This is a genomic window from Fictibacillus sp. FJAT-27399 (assembly GCF_001510655.1).
Taxonomy (GTDB): domain Bacteria; phylum Bacillota; class Bacilli; order Bacillales; family Fictibacillaceae; genus Fictibacillus_C; species Fictibacillus_C marinisediminis.
Genome location: NZ_LMVC01000002.1, coordinates 1,239,290 through 1,263,249, shown reverse-complemented (window position 1 = coordinate 1,263,249; position 23,960 = coordinate 1,239,290). Strand labels below are relative to the sequence as shown.

The 23,960-nt window shown below is 43.7% G+C and carries 23 protein-coding genes; 4 read left to right on the top strand and 19 right to left on the bottom strand.

Annotated elements, in window-relative coordinates:
- Positions 1–3: 3 nt before the first annotated feature.
- From AR335_RS11425 to AR335_RS11400, 7 genes are all read right to left on the bottom strand, one after another.
- Positions 4–1,467 carry a CoA-acylating methylmalonate-semialdehyde dehydrogenase gene (locus AR335_RS11425; protein ID WP_062235589.1) on the bottom strand — a complete coding sequence of 488 codons (1,464 nt, stop codon included), beginning with the start codon at positions 1,465–1,467 and terminating at the stop codon, positions 4–6.
- A gap of 156 nt (positions 1,468–1,623) precedes the next feature.
- A complete protein-coding gene (locus AR335_RS11420) occupies positions 1,624–3,180 on the bottom strand; it encodes a PucR family transcriptional regulator (RefSeq protein WP_082683455.1) in 1,557 nt (518 codons plus the stop codon).
- 300 nt (positions 3,181–3,480) lie between these two features.
- Complete coding sequence (locus tag AR335_RS25175; protein WP_255357535.1) at positions 3,481–3,606, bottom strand: hypothetical protein; 126 nt, start codon at positions 3,604–3,606, stop codon at positions 3,481–3,483.
- Between the two features lie 40 nt (positions 3,607–3,646).
- A complete protein-coding gene (locus AR335_RS11415; RefSeq protein ID WP_062235584.1) occupies positions 3,647–5,332 on the bottom strand; it encodes a NucA/NucB deoxyribonuclease domain-containing protein in 1,686 nt (561 codons plus the stop codon).
- 280 nt (positions 5,333–5,612) lie between these two features.
- The gene (locus AR335_RS11410; RefSeq protein ID WP_062235577.1) at positions 5,613–5,921 is read right to left on the bottom strand and encodes a DUF4870 domain-containing protein; all 309 of its coding nucleotides are present in this window, start codon (positions 5,919–5,921) and stop codon (positions 5,613–5,615) included.
- Positions 5,922–6,021: 100 nt separating this feature from the next.
- On the bottom strand, positions 6,022–7,077 hold the full coding sequence (locus tag AR335_RS11405) for an anthranilate phosphoribosyltransferase (protein WP_062235573.1): 1,056 nt from the start codon (positions 7,075–7,077) through the stop codon (positions 6,022–6,024).
- A 107-nt stretch (positions 7,078–7,184) separates the two neighbouring features.
- Positions 7,185–7,919 carry a L,D-transpeptidase family protein gene (locus AR335_RS11400; RefSeq protein ID WP_082683454.1) on the bottom strand — a complete coding sequence of 245 codons (735 nt, stop codon included), beginning with the start codon at positions 7,917–7,919 and terminating at the stop codon, positions 7,185–7,187.
- A 227-nt stretch (positions 7,920–8,146) separates the two neighbouring features.
- On the opposite strand from AR335_RS11400, the gene AR335_RS11395 reads away from it, so the two are divergent.
- Positions 8,147–10,189 carry a molybdopterin oxidoreductase family protein gene (locus tag AR335_RS11395; protein WP_062235570.1) on the top strand — a complete coding sequence of 681 codons (2,043 nt, stop codon included), beginning with the start codon at positions 8,147–8,149 and terminating at the stop codon, positions 10,187–10,189.
- Positions 10,190–10,209: 20 nt separating this feature from the next.
- Complete coding sequence (locus tag AR335_RS11390; protein ID WP_053358194.1) at positions 10,210–10,395, top strand: ribbon-helix-helix domain-containing protein; 186 nt, start codon at positions 10,210–10,212, stop codon at positions 10,393–10,395.
- A gap of 28 nt (positions 10,396–10,423) precedes the next feature.
- On the opposite strand, the gene AR335_RS11385 is transcribed toward AR335_RS11390, so the two are convergent.
- The 3 genes from AR335_RS11385 to AR335_RS11375 all read right to left on the bottom strand — a co-directional run bounded on the left by AR335_RS11385 (position 10,424) and on the right by AR335_RS11375 (position 11,914).
- The gene (locus tag AR335_RS11385; RefSeq protein WP_062235567.1) at positions 10,424–10,753 is read right to left on the bottom strand and encodes an MGMT family protein; all 330 of its coding nucleotides are present in this window, start codon (positions 10,751–10,753) and stop codon (positions 10,424–10,426) included.
- 313 nt (positions 10,754–11,066) lie between these two features.
- The gene (locus tag AR335_RS11380) at positions 11,067–11,396 is read right to left on the bottom strand and encodes an alpha/beta fold hydrolase (protein WP_156418937.1); all 330 of its coding nucleotides are present in this window, start codon (positions 11,394–11,396) and stop codon (positions 11,067–11,069) included.
- Between the two features lie 32 nt (positions 11,397–11,428).
- Positions 11,429–11,914: a DinB family protein gene (locus tag AR335_RS11375; protein ID WP_062235558.1), complete on the bottom strand. Its 486-nt coding sequence runs from the start codon at positions 11,912–11,914 to the stop codon at positions 11,429–11,431.
- A 118-nt stretch (positions 11,915–12,032) separates the two neighbouring features.
- Between AR335_RS11375 and AR335_RS11370 the strand changes: the two genes are divergently transcribed.
- On the top strand, positions 12,033–12,980 hold the full coding sequence (locus tag AR335_RS11370; protein WP_062235555.1) for a helix-turn-helix transcriptional regulator: 948 nt from the start codon (positions 12,033–12,035) through the stop codon (positions 12,978–12,980).
- 40 nt (positions 12,981–13,020) lie between these two features.
- Here the strand turns inward: AR335_RS11370 and splB are convergent, their stop codons facing one another.
- The 4 genes from splB to AR335_RS11350 all read right to left on the bottom strand — a co-directional run bounded on the left by splB (position 13,021) and on the right by AR335_RS11350 (position 15,618).
- Positions 13,021–14,049: a spore photoproduct lyase gene (gene splB, locus AR335_RS11365; protein ID WP_062235550.1), complete on the bottom strand. Its 1,029-nt coding sequence runs from the start codon at positions 14,047–14,049 to the stop codon at positions 13,021–13,023.
- 14 nt (positions 14,050–14,063) lie between these two features.
- The gene (locus AR335_RS11360) at positions 14,064–14,306 is read right to left on the bottom strand and encodes a transcriptional regulator SplA domain-containing protein (protein ID WP_062237050.1); all 243 of its coding nucleotides are present in this window, start codon (positions 14,304–14,306) and stop codon (positions 14,064–14,066) included.
- A 368-nt stretch (positions 14,307–14,674) separates the two neighbouring features.
- Positions 14,675–15,217 carry a GNAT family N-acetyltransferase gene (locus tag AR335_RS11355; RefSeq protein WP_062237047.1) on the bottom strand — a complete coding sequence of 181 codons (543 nt, stop codon included), beginning with the start codon at positions 15,215–15,217 and terminating at the stop codon, positions 14,675–14,677.
- Between the two features lie 119 nt (positions 15,218–15,336).
- Positions 15,337–15,618 (bottom strand): hypothetical protein, encoded by a 282-nt coding sequence (locus tag AR335_RS11350; protein WP_062235547.1) that lies wholly within the window; start codon positions 15,616–15,618, stop codon positions 15,337–15,339.
- A 139-nt stretch (positions 15,619–15,757) separates the two neighbouring features.
- Between AR335_RS11350 and AR335_RS11345 the strand changes: the two genes are divergently transcribed.
- Positions 15,758–16,186: a DUF4395 domain-containing protein gene (locus AR335_RS11345; RefSeq protein ID WP_062235544.1), complete on the top strand. Its 429-nt coding sequence runs from the start codon at positions 15,758–15,760 to the stop codon at positions 16,184–16,186.
- A 40-nt stretch (positions 16,187–16,226) separates the two neighbouring features.
- Here AR335_RS11345 and AR335_RS11340 read toward each other — a convergent pair whose 3' ends face one another.
- The 5 genes from AR335_RS11340 to AR335_RS11320 all read right to left on the bottom strand — a co-directional run bounded on the left by AR335_RS11340 (position 16,227) and on the right by AR335_RS11320 (position 23,557).
- Positions 16,227–16,727 (bottom strand): metal-dependent hydrolase, encoded by a 501-nt coding sequence (locus AR335_RS11340; protein WP_053358185.1) that lies wholly within the window; start codon positions 16,725–16,727, stop codon positions 16,227–16,229.
- Positions 16,728–16,810: 83 nt separating this feature from the next.
- Positions 16,811–19,249 (bottom strand): DNA topoisomerase IV subunit A, encoded by a 2,439-nt coding sequence (gene parC, locus AR335_RS11335; RefSeq protein ID WP_062235540.1) that lies wholly within the window; start codon positions 19,247–19,249, stop codon positions 16,811–16,813.
- Positions 19,250–19,252: 3 nt separating this feature from the next.
- Positions 19,253–21,229, bottom strand: a complete 1,977-nt coding sequence (gene parE / locus AR335_RS11330) for a DNA topoisomerase IV subunit B (RefSeq protein ID WP_369795814.1) — start codon at positions 21,227–21,229, stop codon at positions 19,253–19,255.
- 287 nt (positions 21,230–21,516) lie between these two features.
- Entirely contained in the window at positions 21,517–21,933 is a 417-nt protein-coding gene (locus AR335_RS11325; protein ID WP_062235537.1) for a CoA-binding protein, read from the bottom strand.
- A 106-nt stretch (positions 21,934–22,039) separates the two neighbouring features.
- Positions 22,040–23,557 carry a carboxypeptidase M32 gene (locus AR335_RS11320; RefSeq protein ID WP_062235534.1) on the bottom strand — a complete coding sequence of 506 codons (1,518 nt, stop codon included), beginning with the start codon at positions 23,555–23,557 and terminating at the stop codon, positions 22,040–22,042.
- Between the last annotated feature and the right edge of the window lie 403 nt (positions 23,558–23,960).

Sequence of the window (23,960 nt, the reverse complement as noted above, 5' to 3'; positions counted from 1 at the left end):
AAATTAAACAAAACGGGAAGTGATCATTTTTTTCTTTGTAAAAAAGTTTAGGCCGTCCTTACCGTTCGCATGCAGATCTCCATAGAACGAATCCTTTGCCCCGGAAAACGGAAAGAATGCCATTGGAGCTGGCACACCAACATTAACGCCAAGCATGCCAGGCTCAGCTTCTTCACGGAATTGGCGCACAGCTTTTGCATCCTGTGAATAGAGGGTAGCTGAGTTTCCAAACCTTGATGTGTTGACAATTTCAAGCGCCTCATCCAAATCGGCAGCCCTAAGAATACTGAGAACCGGAGCAAACAACTCTTCCCGAGCAATCATCATATCAGGTGTTACCTGGTCAAAAATCGTTGCCCCAAGAAATGTTCCGTCAGCATGGTCGCCCATATCTTCTCTTCCGTCCCGCACTAATACAGCGCCTTCTTCCTTGCCTTTTTCGATTAAGCCCAATACTTTTTCACGGTGGCTCTGACGGATGATCGGTGTCAGCAGAACATCCTCATCCATGCCATATCCCATTTTCATTTCATCCGCTTTATCCTTTAATGCTTGAACAAAGGTATCCTGATGGCCGACTAATACGACAGCGCTGCACGCCATACAACGCTGGCCAGCACTTCCGAACGAGGAACTTAGGACGTTCTGGACCGCTTTATCCAGATCAGCATCCGGCAAGACGATATGATGATTCTTTGCCCCTGATAATGCCTGAACTCTTTTTCCTTTAGCTGCTGCTTTTTCATAGACGTACTTCGCCACTGGCTGAGAGCCGACGAACGAAACCGCTTTCACATCTTCGTGCTCAATCAGTCCGTTAACGACATCGTGGGCACCATGGACAATATTGAAGACTCCTTCTGGCAATCCTGCTTCTGCCAATAGCTCTGCAAGACGGTTAGCAAGAATTGGTGTTCTTTCAGAAGGCTTCAGTACAAACGTGTTTCCGCATGCGATCGCCAGCGGAAACATCCAGCATGGCACCATCATCGGGAAGTTAAAAGGTGTTATGCCTCCTACAACACCGAGCGGATATCTAAACATTTCTGAATCAATGTCTTCAGCGATACTGCCAAGGGACTCACCCATCATAAGGGATGGAGCTCCACAGGCAAACTCAACACATTCAATGCCGCGAAGTACTTCCCCATAGGCTTCTTTATAGCTTTTGCCGTTTTCCATAACGACAAGCTGTGCAAGCTTGTCGTGGTTTTCTGTTAACAGCTGCTGGTATTTAAATAATACTCGGGCACGCTTTGGCACGGGAACCTTCTTCCAAGTTTTAAACGCTTCTTTCGCTGCCTGCACTGCCTGTCCTACCTCTTCCTTCGTCGAGATTGGCACGCTCGCAAGAACTTCACCCGTAGCCGGGTTGGGCACATCGAGAAATTCAGAGGCCGATGAATCCACCCACTGGCCATTTACGAAATTTTTTAGCGTTTGAGCTTTATTTGTCAACACTGTCATAAAATTACCTCCCGTAACAATTTTTAAAATATTCTAAACTTTCCAATTCTATTATATCTGTATAATACACAACTTTCATTAGACATAACGTAAAATGGTTTCCCGTAATTGGTGTACATAATGGTAAATAAAAAGAGACTGATATAGGTTCAGCCTCTACAGTTCCATATATTCATGAGCCATCGCGGCAAATTCAAGGGCTTGGCGCTTTCCGGGTTCCATAAAATCTTTGCCCAGCAATTCCTCCAGCTGCTTAATCCTGTGGTACAAGGTCTGCCTGACAATAAAAAGATGGCCGGCTGTTTCTTGCTTGGAACCGTTGCACATTAAAAATACCTTCAGTGTGTTCAGAAGTCTTGTATTATTCTTTGTGTCATATTCAATCACAGGCTTGAGATAATCTTGAATAAAATCATCGAGCTCTTGATTGTCCTGAATCATGGAAATCAGGCGGTACATGTGGAGATCGTCATAAAGCGGACTGATTTTTCCTTTTGCAAGTTTGGTTTGAAGCATTAACGCCTTCTGAGCTGTATCATAGCTTTTATCCAGTGCACTTAGTCTGCTTATCCATTTACCGACCGCCATAAATAGCAAAGGAATATTCTGATTTTCCCTTGCCAGATGGATTCCTTTGCGCACCCTTTCTTTGTATGAAGAAGCATCCCTAAGATTAATGAGGATAAAGATAAGATGGTCGCTTTTTACATAGGGCAGGATATAAAAACCGAGTGGTTCGAAAATGGACCGGATAACAATCTGTATGTACGGATATTGTGTTTCAGTAAAACCGGCCTCTCCGTTTTCCAATTCAACACAAAAAACAGACGCCCCTTGATGCCGGCCTTTCATTCCCAAATATACGAGATGCTTTTCGATCTCCTCGTCACGGTGGCGTCCCTCCAGCCACTCTTGCATCCAGCTGTTTTCTTCCGCTCTCTTTTTTTCAGCGGTATACATCTCCCGGAGCAGCTGGTTGGCAAGGGCTGTAGCCGTCCGGTCTGCCAGGAGGATGTGCAGATCAGTAATCGGCTGGTCTTTCGAACAGAGAATCAGCTCTGCGAATAGATGGTCAAGTGCCTGGATCGGCTGCCTTACCACAGAGGAGCTTTCCTGGTTTTTTTCAATAAAATCCAGCCATTCTTCCTGCTCTGGAGAATCCACGGCAGGGAACAGTGTCACGTTTTTCTGGCTGTGTATAAAAACCACCTGCATCTTGACGGATTGGTGGAGAAGTTTAAGTATATTTTCCTGTGGTTTTGAGCTCAGCAGCAGCTGATTCAGCGCTTGTGAAAAACTCTCAAGCTCTGTGATCATCTTAAAATGCTGCTGGATGAGATAAGTATGCAAGTCCTGGGTAATATCGATGAAACGGACTTCTTCTTCAAACAATATGATGGGAAGCCCGTGATTTTCAGCAGCTTCAAGAACCGATGCCGGCACAGCCGACAGTTGAGTTCCAAGCTCGATGCATAAACCAGAAACATTCAGCTCAATAAGTTCCAGCACAAAGGAAAGAAAGGCTTGTTCGTTGTCTTTCCATGCCATACCTGTCGAAAGAATTAGCTCGTTTCCGTTGAGGAGATTTCCGATCTGAGCGACCTCCATCACGTGAACCCATTTGACGAGACGGTTCAGCCCTTTGCTGCCGGCAGCCACTTTCGCTTTAGAGAAGGTTGTTCTCTCCAGTACATCATTCACAGTAATTTTCAAATGAAGAACGATACCGGCACCTCATTTCTGTCAGAATTCTTTTATTTTTCACTCTTTTATTGTACAACAGGCGAAGCCGTTTGGGCTAATGATTATCCATTTCAAAATTATCATACAAGTCGTTGTCATACGTAAGTGTGCAACTGCAGCCAGTGTGGACTGAAATATTGAATCCTATGTTGCCCCATGTAAAGAAACTAGAGAAGGTCGATCTTTTGAAATAGAAAAGGGGCTGTCCTGAAAGTCGAAAATTGACCTTCAGGCAGCCCCTTTTTGGCTTGAAAAATCTTCAATGAAAAGTTAATTGAAGTGGAAGATGCGAGACTCCTGCGGGACTAGCGTGACAGGTGAGACTCCCGCCGGTGCTTGCACCAAGAGGCTCACCGCACGCCCCGCGGAAAGCGAGCAGCCTGGAACGGAAATCAACAGCTTACAGACTTCTTGGACAGCCCCTTCAGCGTGTGCTTTAAGGAATGGCATATATTTCAACGGTAAATTCTTTCCCATTTGATTTTTCCGGGTTTGCAATGTAGATGTCTTTCGTAGTTTTTATATCTGTTGTAGACCCGTCGCTCAAATGATTAAAAATGGTTTCATCAATACCCAGGTTGTCATCATGCATCACATCAAACTGAGCAGTTTTTGGACCTGAGGTGACTTTCCATTTCAGTTTGCTAGTATAAGCAGGTATGTTTTTTAGGGAAAAGTTATCGCTGGATCTATGGTCCTGTCCTGGCTTGGGAGTACCATATGATGAAATGGTCCCCACTTTTACAGGAGCCTTTACTTGTACGTAAAACGGATCATCATCCAATATACGGTCATAGGCATACCAGGCAGCAAGCCATCTTCCTGCCGCATTATTGGATTCCTTTGGTATGAGTTTGACCGAAAACCAATCCTGGCCATTTGTTGATGACCCTTCCCAAGTGGAAGCAAATGGGAATTCATCGCACTCTTTACCTGTCCGGTCTTCATCCTTAAATTCCTTGTTGCATACGGATCTAGTCTTAGCCCTGTTTTTTGCATATTCTTCGGGATGCCTTTTCGTATACATACGTGTAAGAGGACGGTCTCCCAATGCTCCAGGTATTTTTTTCCCTAACTTATAAGGTTTGGTCTTCTCCGGATGATCCATCGCAAACTTCCAATGTTCACCTGCTTCTTTTAGAGGAGCGAATTCCGCCTTGGTAATCGGTACATTTAAAACGGCATCCGTTTTACTAAATATCGCTCCCTGCCAAAAATGCTGGTCTGGAAAAGCAAACATGTATTTTGCTGAATCAAAACGAACTCTCTGTTTAATACCATCAATGGTTTTAGTAAACTTCTTAGGTGCATGCTTAATGGTGAGTTTGGGCCAGAAATCCATATACCCGAGCTGATCAGGGTTATATTCACTGGCAGGAGGAGCATTTGAAAGGAATGTTTTCAAACCAAAGTTTGTGTTTTTCCACTGGGCAATGGTACGTTCTATGGCAGGAGTCTTAGAATCGGGTTTGCAGTCACCTGCATTGATTTTAGCCTGACAAACTAGATCAATTTTCAGTTTGGCACCGTTTAACGAAGGATTGGTAACAAGAATATCATCAATGCTGTAATATACTCTCATTTTCCGACTCTGATTGGATCCGTATCCGATTTCTGTAAACTGAATTTGCACACCGTCATATGAGCAGAAACCAAAGCGGCATGACCTTGGTATCTGGTAAGTAGCCACATGGGACCAACAGAAAGAATAATGATTTTTTATATAGCCTGTTTTTGAGCTGCTGGATGGGTTGTCTCGGCACTCTTCTACAGTACTGATATGATCATAATCAAATGCCGGCGGCTCCCAGCCCAACGCAGTAAACGTTGGCGGTCCCATCTTTGATTCATATGCCGAGTTGCTTTGCTTGTCTTCTTTTCTTAGATCTCCTAACGTCTGAACTCTTTTTAGAGTTTTTTCCTGAATCGTTTCCTCGCTATACCTTTCTACAGATTTCCCTTCCTTCATGAGCATTGTTGCCTGTTTCATCTTCTCTTTACCGCTTTGAAGCCAATAACCTCCTCCGTTTGGATTTGATTGTGCCTCTGCTGGTGTAACTATCCCAATGATCAAAAATAACAAGAGTGCAGCGGAAACGGTCAGCCTGTACGACCTGGACATTTCATTACCTCCTCTTTTATTTTGATTTGGAAACCAGGGCTTTAAAAAAAGGGAAGGGCTTTGTTCCCCGCATATCGACCTAGTACTCCCCTTTTACATCCTCCAAATCGGAGTCATATTACTATACAAACATATCATTTACAATACATTCCATAGAAAATACTTCCAAAATACCAATCAACTTTTTTCAATTGAAATGAACTAGGTAAATAGGTTAACTGCAAAGGTCATAGTAAAAAGCATCCTCCTATGAATCGGAGAATGCTTTTTCCCCAAAATATTATTTTACCCAAGAACCAACTATCGGATATTGGTAAGGCCGGTCATTTAATGCACGGAAAATCCCCACTAAAGGGGCGATGATTGCCATTAATCCAAAAACAATCAAGAATGGCAAACCGATGAGTACCCATGAGAAGAATGCCGAGATAGCGATTAACACCCCAATTACAATATGAAAGAGCGCAGCTTGAAGCGCCAGGCTTTTCACTTCCCGATCAGATATCAAAAGGTAAACGATCAGCGGTACGAGTATAGGTGCAAACCACGTACTGGCGTGAATAAGAATTCGAAGCCCTTTATGTTCCAATTATCATAAACTCCTTTTTCTGCTGTAATAAACTATATGTTTAGTTTATTTGATTTCCCCCCATTTTGTAACTCGCCTTGAGTCTAATTTTACATACGCCTCAAGTCTTATGAGTATAAGCGGAATGTGCTTGATGCTGCCAGCGCTGAAGCTGCTCCATTCCTTTACGGCCATTCAGCAGCTGTTCTGCCAGTGCCGTTCCTTCCGCCATGGAAGAGGTATGCCCAAGTATATAGAAGCGCAGCCCTGCGTTTAGAACCACTTGATTCCGATATGGGGCAATCTCTCCTGATTTTTCTCCTGCTAGTACTCTTTGAATAGTTGTACATTGCACATCAGGAGTCAGGTTCTCTTTGTTTACTTCCTTTGCATGCTTTAATCCATAGTCCTCCGGATTAATAATGATAGATTCACTTTTCTCTTGGGTTACTTCATAAATAAAGCTGCTTCGGTGTACAGGAAGATCTTCTGAACCTTCCGCCCCCTGCACGATAAATGCTTTTTCATAGGTTAGCCGCTGAAGGCTGGGTATGATTTTATTGACTGCGGATCGATGAAAAACACCAAGGATAATGTATTTGGCACTCGAAATATCCAGCAGCTTCTCAACCGTGTTCATGATTGTCCGCACGCCGATTTCTTTGCGTATTCTTCTTAATGAACCAAGCGGTGGACAAAGCTTTTCCGTCCACCCAAACCCGATCTCTGTCTGATCAAGAGAAGATTCCACTTCTTCCAAGCTATGCGCGATCGGAACCTTTAAATGGTCCAATATTGTTTTTAATGAAGTTCCGTGTTTAGGAGGAAGCGATTCATCCGCATGCAGAAACACTGGCAATCCTTGCTGTGATAACAGGATACTTACAGGAATCGTGGCGGCAAATGAGTTTCTGCCATTATAAGGGCCTGCGCAGTCGAGTATCTTTCGAGTGGTCTGCTGCGTCAAATGCTCGGTATGGTTTCGGAATTCATGAATGAAAGCGAGAAGTTCATCCGGAGTTTCCATCTTGATGCGTTCGGCCATAAAAAATGCGGCGATTTGAGCATCCGTTGCCTCCCCTGAAGCAATACACGCAGCAGCTTTAAGCGCCTCTTCATATGTGAGGTCTTTGGCACCCCGCTTTCCTCGTCCTACTTCTTTAATCCATTGCTGCATATCCGTCACCTCTCATATCTGTTAATTTTAGAATTATCTCATTTTTTAGCCTGAAAGAAAAATAAAAAAAGAGATTCAGTTTAAGAATCTCTTTTCCTGTTTCTCTATTACAGCATTCCCAGCCTTTTTTTGGTTGCCGGTCCCACAATTCCGTCGACTTTCAGTTTGTTTGCCTTTTGGTACTTGCGTACAGCCGAATCTGTATTTTTCCCGAAGATGCCGTCGATTCCTTTCGTACTGTAACCTTTATTGGTAAGTGTTCTTTGCAGCTCTTTCACTTCGGTTCCTTTGCTCCCAAGCTTCAGGTTCCCAGAGGAGTTCGCAGGAAGTGAGGATGGTTTCAGACCGTTTGCCGCTGCTATGGAATCATAAGATTTGCTCGAACTCGCTATCACCACAGGTGTATTCACTTTCACCTTGCTGAAGAGCCACTGTACTTCGTTGTTGTACATGCGGATACAGCCGGCACTGGCATAGGTGCCAATGGAATTCGGGTTGTTGTTTCCGTGAATAGCGTAAGTGGTACCCCATGTCCCTCTGGCATTTAATCCCATCCAGCGGTTTCCAAGCGGGTTCCTCGGATCTCCTCCAGGAATATGGCCAGAGTAGTACGGCCGGTTAACGATTTTGTTTACAATTTTGAACTTTCCTTCAGGCGTAAAAGACCTTTCTCGGCCAGTAGCCACTTTGAACACACTGTTCAGCCTGCTGTTTTCATAGTAGGCCAGTTCATTCTTTGATTTGTTGATGATAATGAATTGGCTTACTCCAGCTGCACTGGCAGGCTGAGCAAAAAACAACACAAAACTGAACGTTAAGAGGAGCGCTAAAAATTTCTTCATCTGTTCCCTTCCTTACTTTAAATTTACGTTTGTTGCCAAACAATAAATCATATGCTCCTCCGCAGGATTTAGATTACAATTTTTACAAATTTATTTCATTTCAATGAAAACCGCTTCTTCGGTATCTTGTTAAAGTTACCAACCCTCTTTCTTTTGGAAAGAAGTCATTGATAATCTGGTGAATTGATCTTATCCTTAGATAAACAAGAGGATGAAAGGAGTAAACCATGAGCACCTTCAAGAAACAGCAGAATGGCATCTTCCCCTCAGTCTGCCCTCTGGATTGTCCGGATCAATGCGGTCTGCTTCTACATAAAACAGATGGGAAAATAACGAGAGTTCAGGGAGATCCAAATCATCCCGTTACAAAAGGGAACATCTGCAACAAAGTAAGAAATATGCCGGAACGAATCTATGATTCGAAGCGGCTGACCACTCCTTTAAAACGGACAGGCCCTAAAGGGTCGGGGCAATTTGAACCAATTACATGGGACGAGGCAATAGAATCAATCGCCTCCAAATGGAAGAATCTTATAGCATCTGAGGGTCCTGAGAGCATTCTTCCCTACAGTTTTTATGGAAACATGGGGATATTGAGCGCTGAAGGCATGGACAGGCGTTTCTTTCACCGTCTCGGTGCCAGCCGCCTGGACCAGACTATCTGTTCAGTGGCAGGATCGGTTGGCTATAAATACACAATGGGAGGAAGCTTTGGAATAGATCCTGAAGACACCATCCATTCAAAATTAATCATCTTTTGGGGGATAAATGCAGTCAGCACCAACATGCATCAGGTCGCACTGGCGCAAAAATCACGAAAAAACGGAGCAAAAATCGTCGTTATTGATGTCCATAAGAACCGGACAGGTATTCTAGCAGACTGGTTTATTCCTATTCTTCCGGGAACAGACAGTGCTCTTGCTCTCGGCTTGATGAACCTCCTTTTTGAAGAAGGCCTGGCGGATCTGGAGTTCTTGCAAGAATACTCCATCGGCTATCAGGAACTCCGGGAACATGTAAAACAATATGATCCCCATACCGTAGCAGCAATTACCGGTATTCCGGTTGACGATTTAAAGGAACTTGCAGCGCTATACGGTACCGTCTCACCTTCTTTTATCCGCATCGGAAACGGTCTGCAGCATCATGACAACGGCGGTATGGCTGTCCGTACCATCGCATGCCTTCCAGCCATAACAGGGCATTGGATTGTAAAAGGCGGTGGCGCGATAAAAGGAAACTCCGGCTACCTTGCCCACAATACAGCAGCGGTTCAACGGCCAGATCTGCTTGAGAATAAAGAGACACGCGTCATTAACATGAACCAGATCGGAAGTGCTTTGCTTGACTTAAAGCCGCCCATCTCATCGATGTTTGTATACAATTGCAATCCAGCTGTAGTAGCTCCGGAAGGGAATAAAGTACGCAAAGGGCTGGAACGGGAAGATCTGTTCATTGTCGTTCACGATCTGTTCCTAACCGAAACAGCGTCCTATGCGGACATCGTGCTGCCCGCTACCTCATCGTTTGAAAACACGGATTTTTATACGTCCTACTGGCACAAGTACACACAGATACAGGAACCTGTAATCGAGCCATATGGGGAAAGCAAGTCCAATCCCGATGTTTTCCGCCTACTGGCCGAAGCGATGGGGTTCCAGGATGATGTGTTTACAGATTCTGATGAAGAAATGATTGAACAGGCGTTCCATTACCCGGCCAATTCATATATTGAAGACATTGATTTGCAGGCGTTAAAAGAAAATCAGTTTGTCAAAGCAAAAAACACACCATTGTTTCCAGGAAGACTCCCGACACCAAGCGGGAAAATCGAGCTGTATTCCAAAAAGATGGAGGAAGACGGCTACCCAGCACTGCCGACGTATATTCCACTTCCTGCTGACGGTGATCATCCATTTTTATTCGTACCGGGACCCAATCATAATTTCTTAAACTCGACGTTCAGTAATAACGATAAACATATCCAGTTGGAAAAAACACCTCAGCTGCATATCAATTCGAGAGACGCAGCTGAACTGAACATTGAAAACGGAGAAATGGTAAGAATATGGAACAATCGTGGAGAATGCTTGCTGCAGGCATCCATCGGTGAAAACGTTCTGTCCGGAGTAGCGGTTACACAGGGGCTTTGGGCAGACCTTCCTGGTACAAAACAGTTAGTCAACGTTCTAACGCCTGACCGGGTCGCCGATATGGGCGGCGGTGCGACTTTTTTCTCCGGACGGATCAGTATTGAAAAAATACAATAAATAACCAATAGGAGGAAACGATGTATCAGAGCAGCATCCGGCCAAAAAATGATGACCGAAAGAACGTGAATACGACTTTGAGCCAGTCATTGTATAAGGAATTAAAAGCATTGGCAGCAAAGCTTGACAGACCTGCAAACGACCTTCTAGAAGAAGGCATGAGGCACGTACTAGAAAAATATAAAAATAAGAGGACTTCAAAATAAGCAAAAAAATAAAGGATGTACGCCCCGCTCATGAGGTGTACATCCTTTTGCTTGTTTCAGGCTGATGCAAGTACAATTGAAGATTGATCCTGCCATCTGATGAAACAGATATCCCTTCACTCTCGAGAGAAAACCGTTGCACAGCGTGCATTTCTTCGTCTGTAAACCCGATTTCTCCCTTTGCATTGATGACCCGATGCCAAGGAAGGCGATGCTTTTTACTCATCGAATGAAGAATTCTCACAACCTGTCTTGCACCGCGGGGACTTCCAGCGAGGCGGGCGATCTGTCCATAAGTCATGACTTTTCCTTCAGGTATTTGTTTTATGATAAGAAGTGCCCGGTCAGTAAACGTCATAGATACATCCCTTTCAACGAGAGGTTTACTGTTAGTGTACAACAAAAATTCGGTACAACCCAGTGAGAGCTGTACCTAAAAAACTAAATCTGCCGTTCTTTGATAAATCCACGCTTACTCATAAAGTTAACAATCTCCTCTCGATAACATTCAGGATTGTCAAAATAGACCGCATGGCCAGCTTCAATACTAACAAGCTCTGTGTTCGGTCTTTTTGACACCATTTCCTGAGCATGCTCAGATGATAGCACTCTGCTTCAATAAGGCCGGAACGGTTGAGGCGGTCCATTCTTTCCAATAGTCCCCGTTTAGTTCACGTTGTGAGCGGAGGATGTCCTCCACGTCGAATGGAAGCCCCCACCTTTTCAATGTTGAGATGATTCAGCAGAGCAATCGCGTCTTCAACATACAAGTCATTTTCATAGCTTGACGGACGGCCGGATTCACCGTGCCCCCTCTGATCAAGCGCAATCATACGGCAGGCTTCCTGAATATGTTCGGCTAATCCTTCTGCAAAGAGCCCCTCATTCATGTGTCCGTGCAATGCGAGAATAGTCGTTCCTTCCCCGCCAAAGTCCAAATATGAAAGCCTTGTGTCCGGTCCATCAAAAAACAATCCTTTCTCATTTGTTTTCTTTTTCATCATAAGTGATCTCCCTCTTTCCTAATGTTTAATCAGTAAAGATTAAACATGTTTACGTCATAGCCCTGTTCCTTCAAATAATTAAAGAGCTGCGCCCGGTGATGCTGAGCATGAGTGACGATTTCAATCAGCCATTTGGCCTGCACAGTCCCATGATCTAAATAAAACGGCTTCGTTTTCTTTTGAAGAAATTCTTCATCCGGCATCTGTTCCATATAGCTCCTTACATCCTGCAGCCCATTTTTCATCCTCACGATCCATTGTTCTGGCTCGTGATCAGAGGCAACCTCCGATTCGAGTTCCCGAACCTCTTCTTCGCTTTTCTCCTGCAGGATCAGAAGGTCAGTAGAAGGCACGGAAACGAGGTGCAGCACCAGTTCATGCAAAGATCTCATGTTTTCTCTTGGGCGGTAATCCAAGTGGTTCGGTGATATTTTACCGATTAAATTTGTTGAAGTTCTTACAATCAGCTCCAATTCTTCAAGAAGCATCTCTTTCAATTCGTTTATTCCCTGCATCTTGCTCACTCCATTTCACTTATTTGATTTCTTTAAGTGCTAATGTACTTGTTGTGGTTTCATTGTAGCTTATAATAGTGACAGGGAATGTCATAAATAAAAAATGGAGAAAATTAAGATGTCAAAATCGAAACGTATCCTGGAATTAATGATGACTGTAAACCGAAAAAGAAAGTTTACCGTAAAAGAACTGGCTCAGGAATTTGACGTATCACAACGCACGATACTCCGTGATCTGCAAGAGCTAAGCGAGTTGGGCATCCCTCTGTATTCAGAAGTGGGCCCCCATGGAGGCTACCAGGTGCTGAATGAACGGATACTACCCCCCATCGTTTTTACGGAAGAAGAGGCCGTCTCCATTTTTTTTGCAGGCCACGCTCTGCGCCATTTCTCATCATTGCCGTTTGAAACGGAATACTCTTCAGCGCTAAACAAATTTTATTTTTATATGTCCGGTGAAGTCAGGGACAGGATTGATGAAATGAAAAATCGTGTAGACATCATCACCCCTCATCGGAGCTCAAAATCTCCCTATCTGTCTGCTCTTCTGAAGGCGTCCATCCAGCAAAAAGTCATTGTGGTGGAATATGCATCTAAGGGTTTAACCACAAAAAGGGAGATCCAGCCGATTGGAATTTATGCAAGCAATGGTTTATGGTACTGTCCTGCTTATTGTTTTCACCGGGAAGATTTTCGGAGCTTCCGCTGCGATCGTATCCAAAATGTTGGCTATCCTTCGAAAAAAACTGAACCAATGGACTTTTCCTCGCTTCACCTGGGAAACAGAAGATCCCACAACCAGCCAAGAGAAAAACTGGTCAGGCTCAAAGTTGTACTGAACAAAGAGGGCGTCCAGCAGTGTGAATCAGAAATTTGGGCCGCACCCGAGCTAAAGACACGAAAAGATGGCACAGGATGGCTAGAGTGTCCAATTCCTATAACCGATTTGGACTATTTTGCGGAATTTTTTATTGGATTGGGTAAAAAAGCGAGGGTAAAGCAGCCTCAAGAATTGCTTGAACTCATGAGGATACGACTGACGGAATTATTGGACCTTTATAAATAAAAAGGAAAAAACCGGGGTCACAAATGGGCCCGGTTGGTGTTTACGTAAAATATTCAATTTTCGCATTAGGAAAGTATTTGTCAATGTCTGACTCCAGGCTCTCCCGCAGCTCGTGTTCTTCCTCCTTACTGTAGATATACTTTCCAATCCCATAGCGGCCCCACTTATAGCGCCGCTCTTCTTCATTCATCTCAAGTTTCGTTTTTGGATAGTTTTTCTCGATTACCCGTTTGGCTGGTTTTGTAAATCGATGCTGAATCATTTCGAACGTAATATCATCCCTGGCACTTTGGGGAAGTGCGGCATCCAGCTTCTCAAACAATTGACGGTATCCCTCCTGCCAGCCTTCATGGATATAGATAGGCGCTACGATGAAGCCCAGCGGGTATTCCGCATTGGCAACCTTTTTTGCAGCCTCTATCCGCATGTCGAGGGGCGATGTTCCCGGTTCAAAATATTTAATCACATAGTCAGCATTCACACTGAAACGGAATCGCGTGCGTCCGTTATGTTTTGCGTCCAGCAGATGATCGACATGATGAAATTTGGTTACAAATCGAAGGCGTCCAAGGTCAGACTGGCCAAAATATTCAATGGCATGCTTCAATGTATGTGTCAAATGATCGATTCCAACAATATCGGACGTACAGGAAGCTTCAAACCGTGTGATCTGCGGAGCTCGTTCTTCCATATATTTTTGAGCCTGGTCCAATATTTCTTCCACGTTCACATAAGTGCGGATATAAGGCTTGCTTCCCATCGTAGTTTGAAGGTAACAGTAATGGCAATGTCCCATGCATCCGGTGGCAAATGGTATGGCATACTCAGCTGACGGTTTCGAGGAATCAAAATTCAAGGTCTTCCGGACGCCGACAACAAGTGTTGATTTGGCATTCCTGTATTTTTGCAGATCGTTATCTCCTGGGATATTTCGCACTTGATTATGTGAGGTTGTTTCCCGGATCTCGAGGCCCATATCTTCAAATTTCTTTTTCAGCTGAACCCCAAGAGGGTACTCCAGCGCTCTCGGTTCAATGTATACCAGCTGCGGTACAAAAGGTTTAATCAAAAATTACACTCCCTTTACTGATACTGTTCATAATCAAAGATTTCTTTATATTGCTTCTCTGCTTCTTCAAAGGTGTCATATACAGCATCATCTTCGGCCAGAAGATGATAGGACTCGTGCAAAAACAGCGCCACTTCATTCTCATGTTCAGGATGCTGGACAATTTCACCCTGCGTAATGTTTGCAACATTCGGCGTATGCGGGTTTCTATAGATGACAAAGACTTGATCGCCGGCTTGATATTCCCTTTTTTGCATGTTGATCCATTCCTTCCTGATAAATTGCTTTCCGTTTCTATCCTTGCCCCTAGCTCCTCTTTTTATGTTAGGCTTAGTTAAAGCATATTGTTGATTCTCAATCATATTGGGCATCGCATACTGATGCTAAAAGAGGCCCTCAAGTCTTTTTCTCCAATAATAAGGAGTGATCGCTGGCGATGATAAGAGCCGGCTGATTTGTGAAACAAATGAAGCGCCCGAAAAGCAGATGGGAAAAGGTTGCTTATACCTTTCTGATTTTCAGAAGGCGTTCAATAACACCCCACTAAAAATCAACAACATGGACTAACAGAACTTTATGTTAAAAAAGTATAGAAAAAAGACTTTCCTTATCGGAAAGCCTTCGTTTATTCATCATATGGATTAATGCTGGCCAAGACTTGATGATCCTCCCATTTTCCATTGATCTTTACATTCTTAACAGCCAGGCCTTCTTTATGAAAACCCGCCTTCTCTAAAACCCTGATCGATCCGACGTTATGCGGCATAACACCGGCTTCAATGCGGTGAAGTTTCAGTTCTTCAAATGCATACTGTACGATAAGCTTGGCTGCTTCTGTCGTGTACCCATTACCATTATGCTCCTGATCCAGGAAATATCCGATGAACGCACTCTGAAGGGAGCCGCGCAGTACTTGAAAAAGATTGATCGTGCCAATTAGCGCATGCTTGTTCTTTGTAAATATACCAAACTGATAATCCGAATCATTTTTTTGAGATTGTTCATATTCTTTTATCCTTTTCCGCTGGCCTTCTATACTGTAAAAATCGTCGGGACGTCCCATGGAAAATCGCTCAAAAAAACTACGATTTTTCTTTTGCAATTCAAGCAGCGCCTCCGCATCTTCCAACGCGAACGGCTTTATGTATATTCTTGCCCCTAACAACAGATTCCCCCCTCTCTTATAAGCGCACCTCATTTGAAACTTCAAACATGTAGCTGACGGTCTGTTTTATTATTTTACTTCATTAATAACCAGTTAAACATTACCATAAAAGGACAAAATTTTCACGTGGTAACTTGTTTTTTCATTCTTTTTACTGTAGCGATGCCTATGATAAAAATACAGAAAACCGCAATAGCCGACACCATGATACCTGCCCAAACTCCAAAGGGAGGAATGGTGTGAAGCGATTTATATAAAAGCAGTGCACCAAATGACAAAATAAATAAGGTCACTGAAAAAAGAAAGAGCAAAACATAATGCACAATATAAAGGATCATGAACCGGCTTAAGGGCATATGCTGAAGCGTTAGCCCCTCCCAAACAAAATCTATTAATCTTTTCATTGCGGCCTCCTTTATAACCATAATAGACATTCGGAGGAAAAGTTATTCGTATATTCTTACTTTCAGCACATTTTACTTAACACCCTCATTGGCTTCGGCTATAATGTGTATATTCCAATCAGAAAGGTCGGATATTAAAATGCGCCAGCCTACAGTCTCTATTCCACGACCCTTAGTACGGCTTAATCAGTGGTTTATTGTCCTTTCTGTTGCGGCAGTTTGGTTGACAGGCTTTGAATGGGTCCTTCTTCTCCCGCTCGCTGCAGGTGTCTCTGGACTTTTGTTCCGCTTTAATCCGGTCATGCAGTTTGGAAAGCTGTTTCTGCAAAAACCACCTTCTTCCTATGTTCCGGAAGAATGGAATCAGCAGCAGTTTAACCAGAAGATTGCAGTGGCATGCCTTTTCTTCGCTTATCTTTCTTATATCCTTCATTACACGATCGCTGCCTATGTATTTACGATTATGGTTTTCTTTGCCGCTTTTATCGCGATCCTCGGATTTTGCATCGGGTGCTTTATCCGTTTTCAATGGCAGCAGTATCAATACCGCAGATCATCCAGCCATTAAAAAAGCAGCGTTCCTGAATATATGGAACGCTGCTTTTTTGTTATACGTTTAATATATGCTGTTTTGCTAGAAGAATAAGAGCAGCGATCATTAAGATTCCTGAAACAGCTGCTTCCGTATTGGAGCCCGTCTTGGTATATAGCGGAGACCGAAACCGTAAAGGAATCGGATACAAAAATTGAATGCCTCTGGATGTGCAGGCATCCAGAATGAGATGGCTGATCACACCAGCGAGTAACCCATATTTCAGATTCAGACTGTAGGTTGAATGGAGGTCATCAGCAAGCAGGATGACTGCTGCAATGAACAGCCAGCTATGTGTAATCGTTCGATGACCAAACGTTTTGCTGACAAACTTTGAAAATAGCTTTGTTTTTCGCCCAGCCCATGAATTAGGATGGCATAGGTCTGGAAGCAGACTGCCGAGAAGCCCTGCTCCATAAAAGACAAGCTGATGGTCTAAGGAAGCTGGTCCATCTATCCATTCGTTTACAAGTGCTGCCGCTGCCAAACCTCCCATTAAATGTGTGTTCCCTTTCATCGTTCACCTTTTTTCTTGTTGTTAGTTTACATAATCCTATGCAGGTTAACTAGTAGAGAGAAATAACAAAAGAGCAGCAATTGCTACTCTTTGTTTTCTTCCGTACGGACATGCTCCCATACTTCTGTCACTTCACCTGAATCACTGATATCCACGACATATGAACCGTTATTATACCGATCTGCATTTTTAAGTTTTGCCGGTTCAACCAGTACGATACTGTTGTTCTTTGTTTTTACTTCATAACTGGCATTTGCATTTGCCAGCTCCAGACCGATGACACGGTGTGGATTGCTTTTCAGTTCCCGCAGCATGACAAGCCCGCGTTTTGCTCTTGATGATTTATCAAATTCCGTAATCTTCATTTTTTTAACAGATCCGCGATGTGTAATTAAGACAAGCTGGCTGGCTTCTTTTTCAGGCAGCGCTTTTCCGCTCACAACAAAATCGCCATCTTTAAGGTTTATTCCTTTGACTCCAGCAGCCCGCTGTCCGACCACATTGATCTCTTCCTCACCAAACCAGAGACCGTATCCATAATGTGTAGCGATAAAGACATCCTCACTGCCGTTCGTCAGGTGTACATCGATCAATTCATCGTCGCCTTTAAGCTTGAGAGCCATCAACATCTTGTTATACCGCTGTGCCTTATACTGCATTAACTCTGTTTTCTTTGCCATCCCTTGTTTCGTGAAGAAGACCAGGAATTGATTCTCCTGAAATTCCTTGACAGGTATGACTTTAATCAGCTGTTCATCACGGTCGAATCCAACCATGTTGGCCAAATGCTGGCCTGTATCCTTCCATCGTGCTTCCGGAAGCTCATAGACCGGCATAAAAATGTAATTTCCTTTGCTTGTGAAAATCAATATAGTATCGGTTGTGTTCAGCTGAGAAGCCATCAGAAGCCGGTCAGTCTCTTTCATCCCAGGCGCTTCTCCGTTTGAAGCGGAATAAGAACGAAGGGACGAACGCTTGGAGTAGCCGTCTTTCGTTACGGTGACCATCACTTCTTCTGAAGGAATCATGACCTCCATATTGATTTTGATTTCTTCAATTTCATCTTCAATCTTCGTTCGGCGTTCATCACTATATTTCTTTTTGATTTCAGCCAATTCCTTTTTGATTACATTGAACAATTTAGCTTCACTGTTTAAGATGCCTGTTAAATAAGCAATTTTCTTTTCAAGTTCTGAAGCTTCATTTTCAAGGGTTGTTACGTCCGTATTCGTCAGTCTGTAAAGCTGTAATGTAACGATCGCTTCAGCCTGAGCCTCTGTGAAGGAATATGTTTGAATAAGATTGTCTTTCGCATTCCGCTTATCTTTTGAACCGCGGATGATCGCGATGACTTCATCAAGAATTGAGATCGCTTTAATCAAGCCTTCAACGACATGCTGGCGTTCTTTCGCTTTGTTAAGATCATACTGGGAGCGCTTAGTAACAACTTCTTTCTGGTGCTCGATATAAGCTGAAATGATTTGTTTGAGCCCCATCAACTTCGGCGTCTTATTATGGATGGCGACCATGTTGTAGTTGAACGAGATCTGAAGGTCCGTATTCTTAAACAGAAAAGCTAGTACGCCTTCAGCATTACCGTCTTTTTTCAGTTCAATAACGATACGCATTCCAGTACGGTCGGTTTCATCCCTTACTTCGGAAATTCCCTCAACCTTCTTGTCCAGCCGTAGCTCGTCAATCCGTTTTACCAGGTTGGCTTTGTTTACTTCAAAAGGAATCTCGGTAATAACGATCTGCTGCCTTCCGACCTTTAGATCTTCAATCCGAGTCTTCGCGCGTACGATCACACGGCCTTTACCTGTTTCAAACGCTTTTCTTATGCCTTCTTTTCCTTGTGCGATTCCTCCTGTAGGAAAATCTGGCCCTTTGATCACCGTCATCAGCTCATCGAGAGTCACGTCGGGATTAGCGATCTGCATCGTTACAGCGTCAATAACTTCTCCAAGATGATGTGGCGGAATGTCTGTAGCATATCCAGCAGATATACCGGTTGATCCGTTGACAAGCAAGTTCGGATATCTTGCAGGAAGTACGACAGGCTCATCAATCGTATCATCAAAGTTTGGTGCGAATTCCACCGTGTTTTTTTCAATATCCCTTAACAGTTCCGAAGAGATTGAAGCGAGTCTTGCTTCGGTATAACGCATGGCCGCTGCCGGGTCTCCGTCAACACTTCCGTTGTTGCCATGCATTTGGATCAGCACGTTTCTAACTTTCCAGTCCTGGCTCATCCGTACCATCGCCTCATATACGGAAGAATCTCCATGGGGATGATAGTTCCCGATTACGTTACCGACAGTTTTTGCTGATTTTCGGTACGGTTTATCGGCGGTGTTGCCTTCCTGAAACATCGCGTACAGAATACGTCGCTGTACTGGCTTCAGGCCATCCCTGGCATCAGGCAATGCACGGTCCTGAATAATGTATTTACTGTACCTCCCAAAACGGTCTCCGATGACCTCTTCGAGCGGTAAATCCATAAATCGTTCTACTAATGACAAAATCTAAACCTCCTCAGGATACTGCTGATCTGATATGTTTTCATTATCCAGAATGTTGGTATCCTCGTTTAACCCGAACTGAACATGTTCTTCAATCCATTTTCTTCGCGGCTCTACCTTGTCTCCCATCAGTACGGAAACCCTTTTTTCAGCTCTGGCAGCATCGTCGATCTTCACACGGATCAATGTTCTCGTTTCAGGATCCATCGTTGTTTCCCAGAGCTGATCAGCGTTCATCTCACCAAGTCCTTTATAGCGTTGAATGATATAGCCTTTTCCGACCTTTTTTATCGCCGTTTTTAACTCATCATCATCCCATGCATATTCGATGATTTCTTTTTTTCCGCTTCCTTTGCTCACCTTGTATAGCGGCGGCAGAGCGATGTATACTTTTCCGTTCTCGATCAGCGGTTTCATATAACGGTAAAAGAAAGTCAGCAGCAGGACTTGGATATGCGCGCCATCCGTATCCGCATCGGTCATGATGATGACTTTTTCATAATTAAGGTCTTTCACTGTAAAATCAGAACCTACTCCTGCTCCAAGTGCATGGATGATCGTATTGATTTCTTCATTTTTAAAGATATCCGCAAGTTTTGCTTTTTCTGTATTGATGACCTTACCCCTTAGAGGCAGAATCGCTTGAAAACGCCGGTCACGCCCCTGCTTGGCTGAACCTCCGGCAGAATCACCCTCTACGAGATACAGTTCGTTCTTGGCAGGGTTCTTTGAGGTTGCCGGGGTCAGTTTTCCGCTTAGCATCGTGTCTTTCCGTTTGTTCTTCTTGCCGTTACGCGCATCTTCTCTCGCCTTGCGTGCTGCTTCCCGTGCCTGGGCGGCTTTAACGGCTTTCCTGATCAGCATTTCACTGATCTGAGGGTTTTCCTCAAGAAAGTACGAAAGATTGCCTGAAACGACGCTGTCGACGCTTGATCTGGCATCACTGCTGCCAAGCTTGCTCTTCGTTTGGCCTTCAAATTGAAGCTTTTCTTCCGGAATGCGGACCGAGATAATAGCGGTCAAGCCTTCACGAATGTCGGATCCGTCCAGGTTCTTATCGCGTTCTTTTAAAAGAGATACCTTTCGGGCGTAATCATTCATGATCCGTGTGATAGCGGTTCTAGCACCTGATTCGTGCGTTCCTCCGTCCTTCGTACGAACGTTGTTAACGAACGAAAGGACGTTTTCTGCGTACCCGTCATTAAACTGAAACGCAAAGTCGACTTCGATGTCATTTTGAGACCCTTCGAAACTGACTACAGGGTGCAGCACATCTTTATCCTCGTTCAAGTACGTGACGAAGGCTTCAATGCCTGACTCATACTGATACGTATCACTCTGTCCGGTCCGTTTATCCGTCAGTTCAATCTTTACGCCTTTCAATAAGAATGCCGCTTCTCTTAACCGCTCACTAAGCGTTTCATAGTTATAATTGGTCGTGCTGAAGATCAAGGCATCCGGTTTAAAATGAATGATCGTCCCCGTCTTCCTTGTCGTACCGATTTCCTCGAGCGTTGTAACCGGCTTGCCGCCGAATTCAAATCGCTGCTGAAAGATCGTACCGTTCCTGTGAATCGTCACTTCGAGCCATTCAGACAAAGCGTTAACGACTGAGGCGCCTACACCATGGAGACCGCCGGACGTTTTGTATCCGCCCTGGCCAAATTTACCCCCTGCATGCAGAATGGTCAGGATTACTTCCGGTGTCGGCTTGCCCATTCTATGCATACCAGTCGGCATACCCCGTCCTTCGTCTCTGACGCTTACACTGTTGTCTTTATGTATCGTGACATATATATTATTGCCGTGCCCCGCGAGTGCTTCATCGACGGCATTATCTACGATTTCATAAACAAGATGATGCAATCCTCGGCTATCGGTGCTCCCGATATACATACCAGGACGTTTTCTGACTGCTTCAAGGCCTTCTAATACCTGTATGGCATCATCGTTATATTCTAAATGTGGTTTACTAGCCAAAACACTTTCTCCCTTCAAAAAACTTGCAGTATAACTAATCATACCAGAACATTTGTTTCTATTCCAGATAAGAAAAGCGTAAGCGACCTGGGACGAAATGTGTTTATATTTCGTCTTCGGAGGACCTAAACTGAAGCCAGACATTCCTTCTCTGCCAGCTAATTTTATATTTTCCTGCATCTTAAAAAATGATAGACCGCTTTCTATTTTAACTTTTCTGCTTCAATCGTGCAAAAACCTTTTGAGTTTACACAAAAAACCACCCCATCAAATCGGGTGGTTCAAGCTTATCTGACTAATCTGGCGTACTCGATTTTGATGCATTTATCCATGATGGAAACCGTTTGATGTTCCTTCAAATAGTCATATGCTTCATCGTTCGCAAGTCCTAGCTGTGCCCAAAAAACATCTGCCCCGATGGAAACGGCATCCTTCGCAACCTCAAGCAGGTATTCACTTCTGCGGAAAACATTCACGATATCAACATGACCTTCAATCTCCTGCAATGTTTTTACCGCTTTTACCCCAAGTACTTCATCAACTGCCGGATTTACCGGAATGATTTCATAGCCGGCATCCTGCATGACCGAAGATACCATGTAAGAAGTTTTCATGGGATTGTCCGAAAGGCCTACAACAGCGATCCTCTTTTTTGATGTGAGAATATCCCTGATTTCATGATCAGCCGGATTTTTAAAATGCATACCGTTTCCCCCTTAAGATTTCGACTAATACTCTATATATGAACCTAAAATCCGATTTTCAAACACATGAAAATGCCAGCCGTTATGGGGCTGGCACGTTTTAAGACTAATTCAGCTGATAGATCGAGGAATACTTCTCTTCAAAATATCGGATCAAATAGTCAGGATTTAAGCCCTCACCTGTAACATCTTGAAGGATTTCCATCGGTTTTTTCATTTTCCCGTATTGGTGGATATTTTTGCTCAGCCACTCCTGAACTGGTTTAAGATCCCCTTTTTCAACAAGCTGATCAAAGTCAGGGAGATCACGGATTAGGGCTTCTTTTAATTGTGCTGCATAGATATAGCCCAATGCGTAAGAAGGGAAATAGCCAAAGCTGCCTCCTGACCAATGAACATCCTGAAGGACACCCTCACTGTCATTCTCGGGCTTCACTCCGAGATATTCCTGCATTTTTTCATTCCAGATACGAGGAAGATCTTTCACTTCAATTTCATCGTTAAATAAACCTTTTTCAATCTCATACCGAACAATGACATGAAGAGGATAAGTCATCTCATCTGCTTCAATACGAATCAGTGAAGGTTCTACTACATTTATCGCTTTATAAAAACTCTCCAGATCTACATTATCGAACTGGCTACCTGCATATTGCTTGAGCGAAGCATAATGATGATTCCAGAATCCTTTATGGCGGCCAACGAAGTTTTCCCAGAACAGCGACTGTGACTCATGGATACCCATGGATGTACCCGTGCTGAGCGGTGTTCCTACGAGTGCTTCTGATAGGTTTTGCTCATATAGGGCATGTCCGCCTTCATGAATCGTACCAAAAATCGCTGTACGGAAATCTTTTTCCACATAGCGGGTCGTTACACGGACATCTCCAGGATTCAAACCAATAGCAAACGGATGGACCGTTTCATCCAGACGTCCTGATTCAAAATCGTATCCCATCTCTTTTAGGACATGAAGACTGAATTCCTTTTGTTTCTCTTTTGGGAACGCCTCAAACAAGAAAGCCGTCTCAGGCTTCCCAGCTTCGGTCACCTTCTGCAAGAGCGGAACGATGCGATCGCGCAGTTTAGCAAACGTCTCATCCAAAATTTCTACAGTGACACCAGGCTCATACATATCCAAAAGGGTATTGTACTTATTGCCTTCATAGCCCCAATATCCGATAAACCGTTTATTAAATTCCACAAGCTTTTCCAAATAAGGCTGGAACATAGCAAAATCAGATTTGGCCCTCGCTTCTTCCCAAATGCTTTCTGCTTTTGACTGCAGAATCACATATTCCTTAAACTCATCTGCGGGAATTTTTGTATTGCGGTCATAATCTTTTTTGACCTCATCCAGCGTTTTTCTTGTTACTTCCGAGAGCGAATCATAAACGGAGCTTACAGAAAGTTCTTCTATGTATTTTTTCATTTCATCTGATGTGGACATAGCAAATACATCCGCAGAAAGCGTACCTATGACTTCTGAACGCTGGCTGACTCCTTTTTTTGGCGCACCTGTACGCAGATCCCAGTACATCAAACCAATGGCTTCATTCATATGCGTCATTTTTTTTACGTAATTAAGAAATTCCTTTTCTACCGATTGCAAGGTCTGTGACATTATGTTCTTCCTCTCTAAACTTAAGTAAATTAACCATACCATCTAATTATTCGGCAGAAAACATAAAACTCCTGCAAGAAAGAAAGGCAAAAGCGCCCTGAAAAGTCCGACAAGCGCTGGAGATCTTACACTGCATCACGTTTTTTTGTGTTGTGGAGTAAGAGTGAAGCGACCTAAGACGAAATTGTGATTTATCAATTCGTCCTCCTAAGACATTGTGATTTATCAATTCGCCCACCGAGGACTTAAGCTGAAAACTGAAATTCGTTTTCAGCCCTGGGCGCTCGAGCTAGACATCACATCTATGCCTTTTTAAGGCTGTCTTGGAAACATAATTAATGTAAACGTTCTAGAAATGAGGAGGTTCCATGTTCTCCTCTGATGCCAAATTCGTAAGATAACG

What these genes read in the sequence shown, in the direction of transcription:
- AR335_RS11425 (WP_062235589.1), bottom strand. Translation starts at nt 1,467, where the DNA reads ATGACAGTGTTGACAAATAAAGCTCAAACGCTAAAAAATTTCGTAAAT.
- AR335_RS11415 (WP_062235584.1), bottom strand. Translation starts at nt 5,332, where the DNA reads ATGTCCAGGTCGTACAGGCTGACCGTTTCCGCTGCACTCTTGTTATTT.
- AR335_RS11405 (WP_062235573.1), bottom strand. Translation starts at nt 7,077, where the DNA reads ATGCAGCAATGGATTAAAGAAGTAGGACGAGGAAAGCGGGGTGCCAAA.
- AR335_RS11400 (WP_082683454.1), bottom strand. Translation starts at nt 7,919, where the DNA reads ATGAAGAAATTTTTAGCGCTCCTCTTAACGTTCAGTTTTGTGTTGTTT.
- AR335_RS11395 (WP_062235570.1), top strand. Translation starts at nt 8,147, where the DNA reads ATGAGCACCTTCAAGAAACAGCAGAATGGCATCTTCCCCTCAGTCTGC.
- AR335_RS11390 (WP_053358194.1), top strand. Translation starts at nt 10,210, where the DNA reads ATGTATCAGAGCAGCATCCGGCCAAAAAATGATGACCGAAAGAACGTG.
- AR335_RS11385 (WP_062235567.1), bottom strand. Translation starts at nt 10,753, where the DNA reads ATGACGTTTACTGACCGGGCACTTCTTATCATAAAACAAATACCTGAA.
- AR335_RS11380 (WP_156418937.1), bottom strand. Translation starts at nt 11,396, where the DNA reads ATGAAAAAGAAAACAAATGAGAAAGGATTGTTTTTTGATGGACCGGAC.
- AR335_RS11375 (WP_062235558.1), bottom strand. Translation starts at nt 11,914, where the DNA reads ATGCAGGGAATAAACGAATTGAAAGAGATGCTTCTTGAAGAATTGGAG.
- AR335_RS11370 (WP_062235555.1), top strand. Translation starts at nt 12,033, where the DNA reads ATGTCAAAATCGAAACGTATCCTGGAATTAATGATGACTGTAAACCGA.
- AR335_RS11360 (WP_062237050.1), bottom strand. Translation starts at nt 14,306, where the DNA reads ATGCAAAAAAGGGAATATCAAGCCGGCGATCAAGTCTTTGTCATCTAT.
- AR335_RS11350 (WP_062235547.1), bottom strand. Translation starts at nt 15,618, where the DNA reads ATGAAAAGATTAATAGATTTTGTTTGGGAGGGGCTAACGCTTCAGCAT.
- AR335_RS11345 (WP_062235544.1), top strand. Translation starts at nt 15,758, where the DNA reads ATGCGCCAGCCTACAGTCTCTATTCCACGACCCTTAGTACGGCTTAAT.
- AR335_RS11340 (WP_053358185.1), bottom strand. Translation starts at nt 16,727, where the DNA reads ATGAAAGGGAACACACATTTAATGGGAGGTTTGGCAGCGGCAGCACTT.
- AR335_RS11325 (WP_062235537.1), bottom strand. Translation starts at nt 21,933, where the DNA reads ATGCATTTTAAAAATCCGGCTGATCATGAAATCAGGGATATTCTCACA.
- AR335_RS11320 (WP_062235534.1), bottom strand. Translation starts at nt 23,557, where the DNA reads ATGTCACAGACCTTGCAATCGGTAGAAAAGGAATTTCTTAATTACGTA.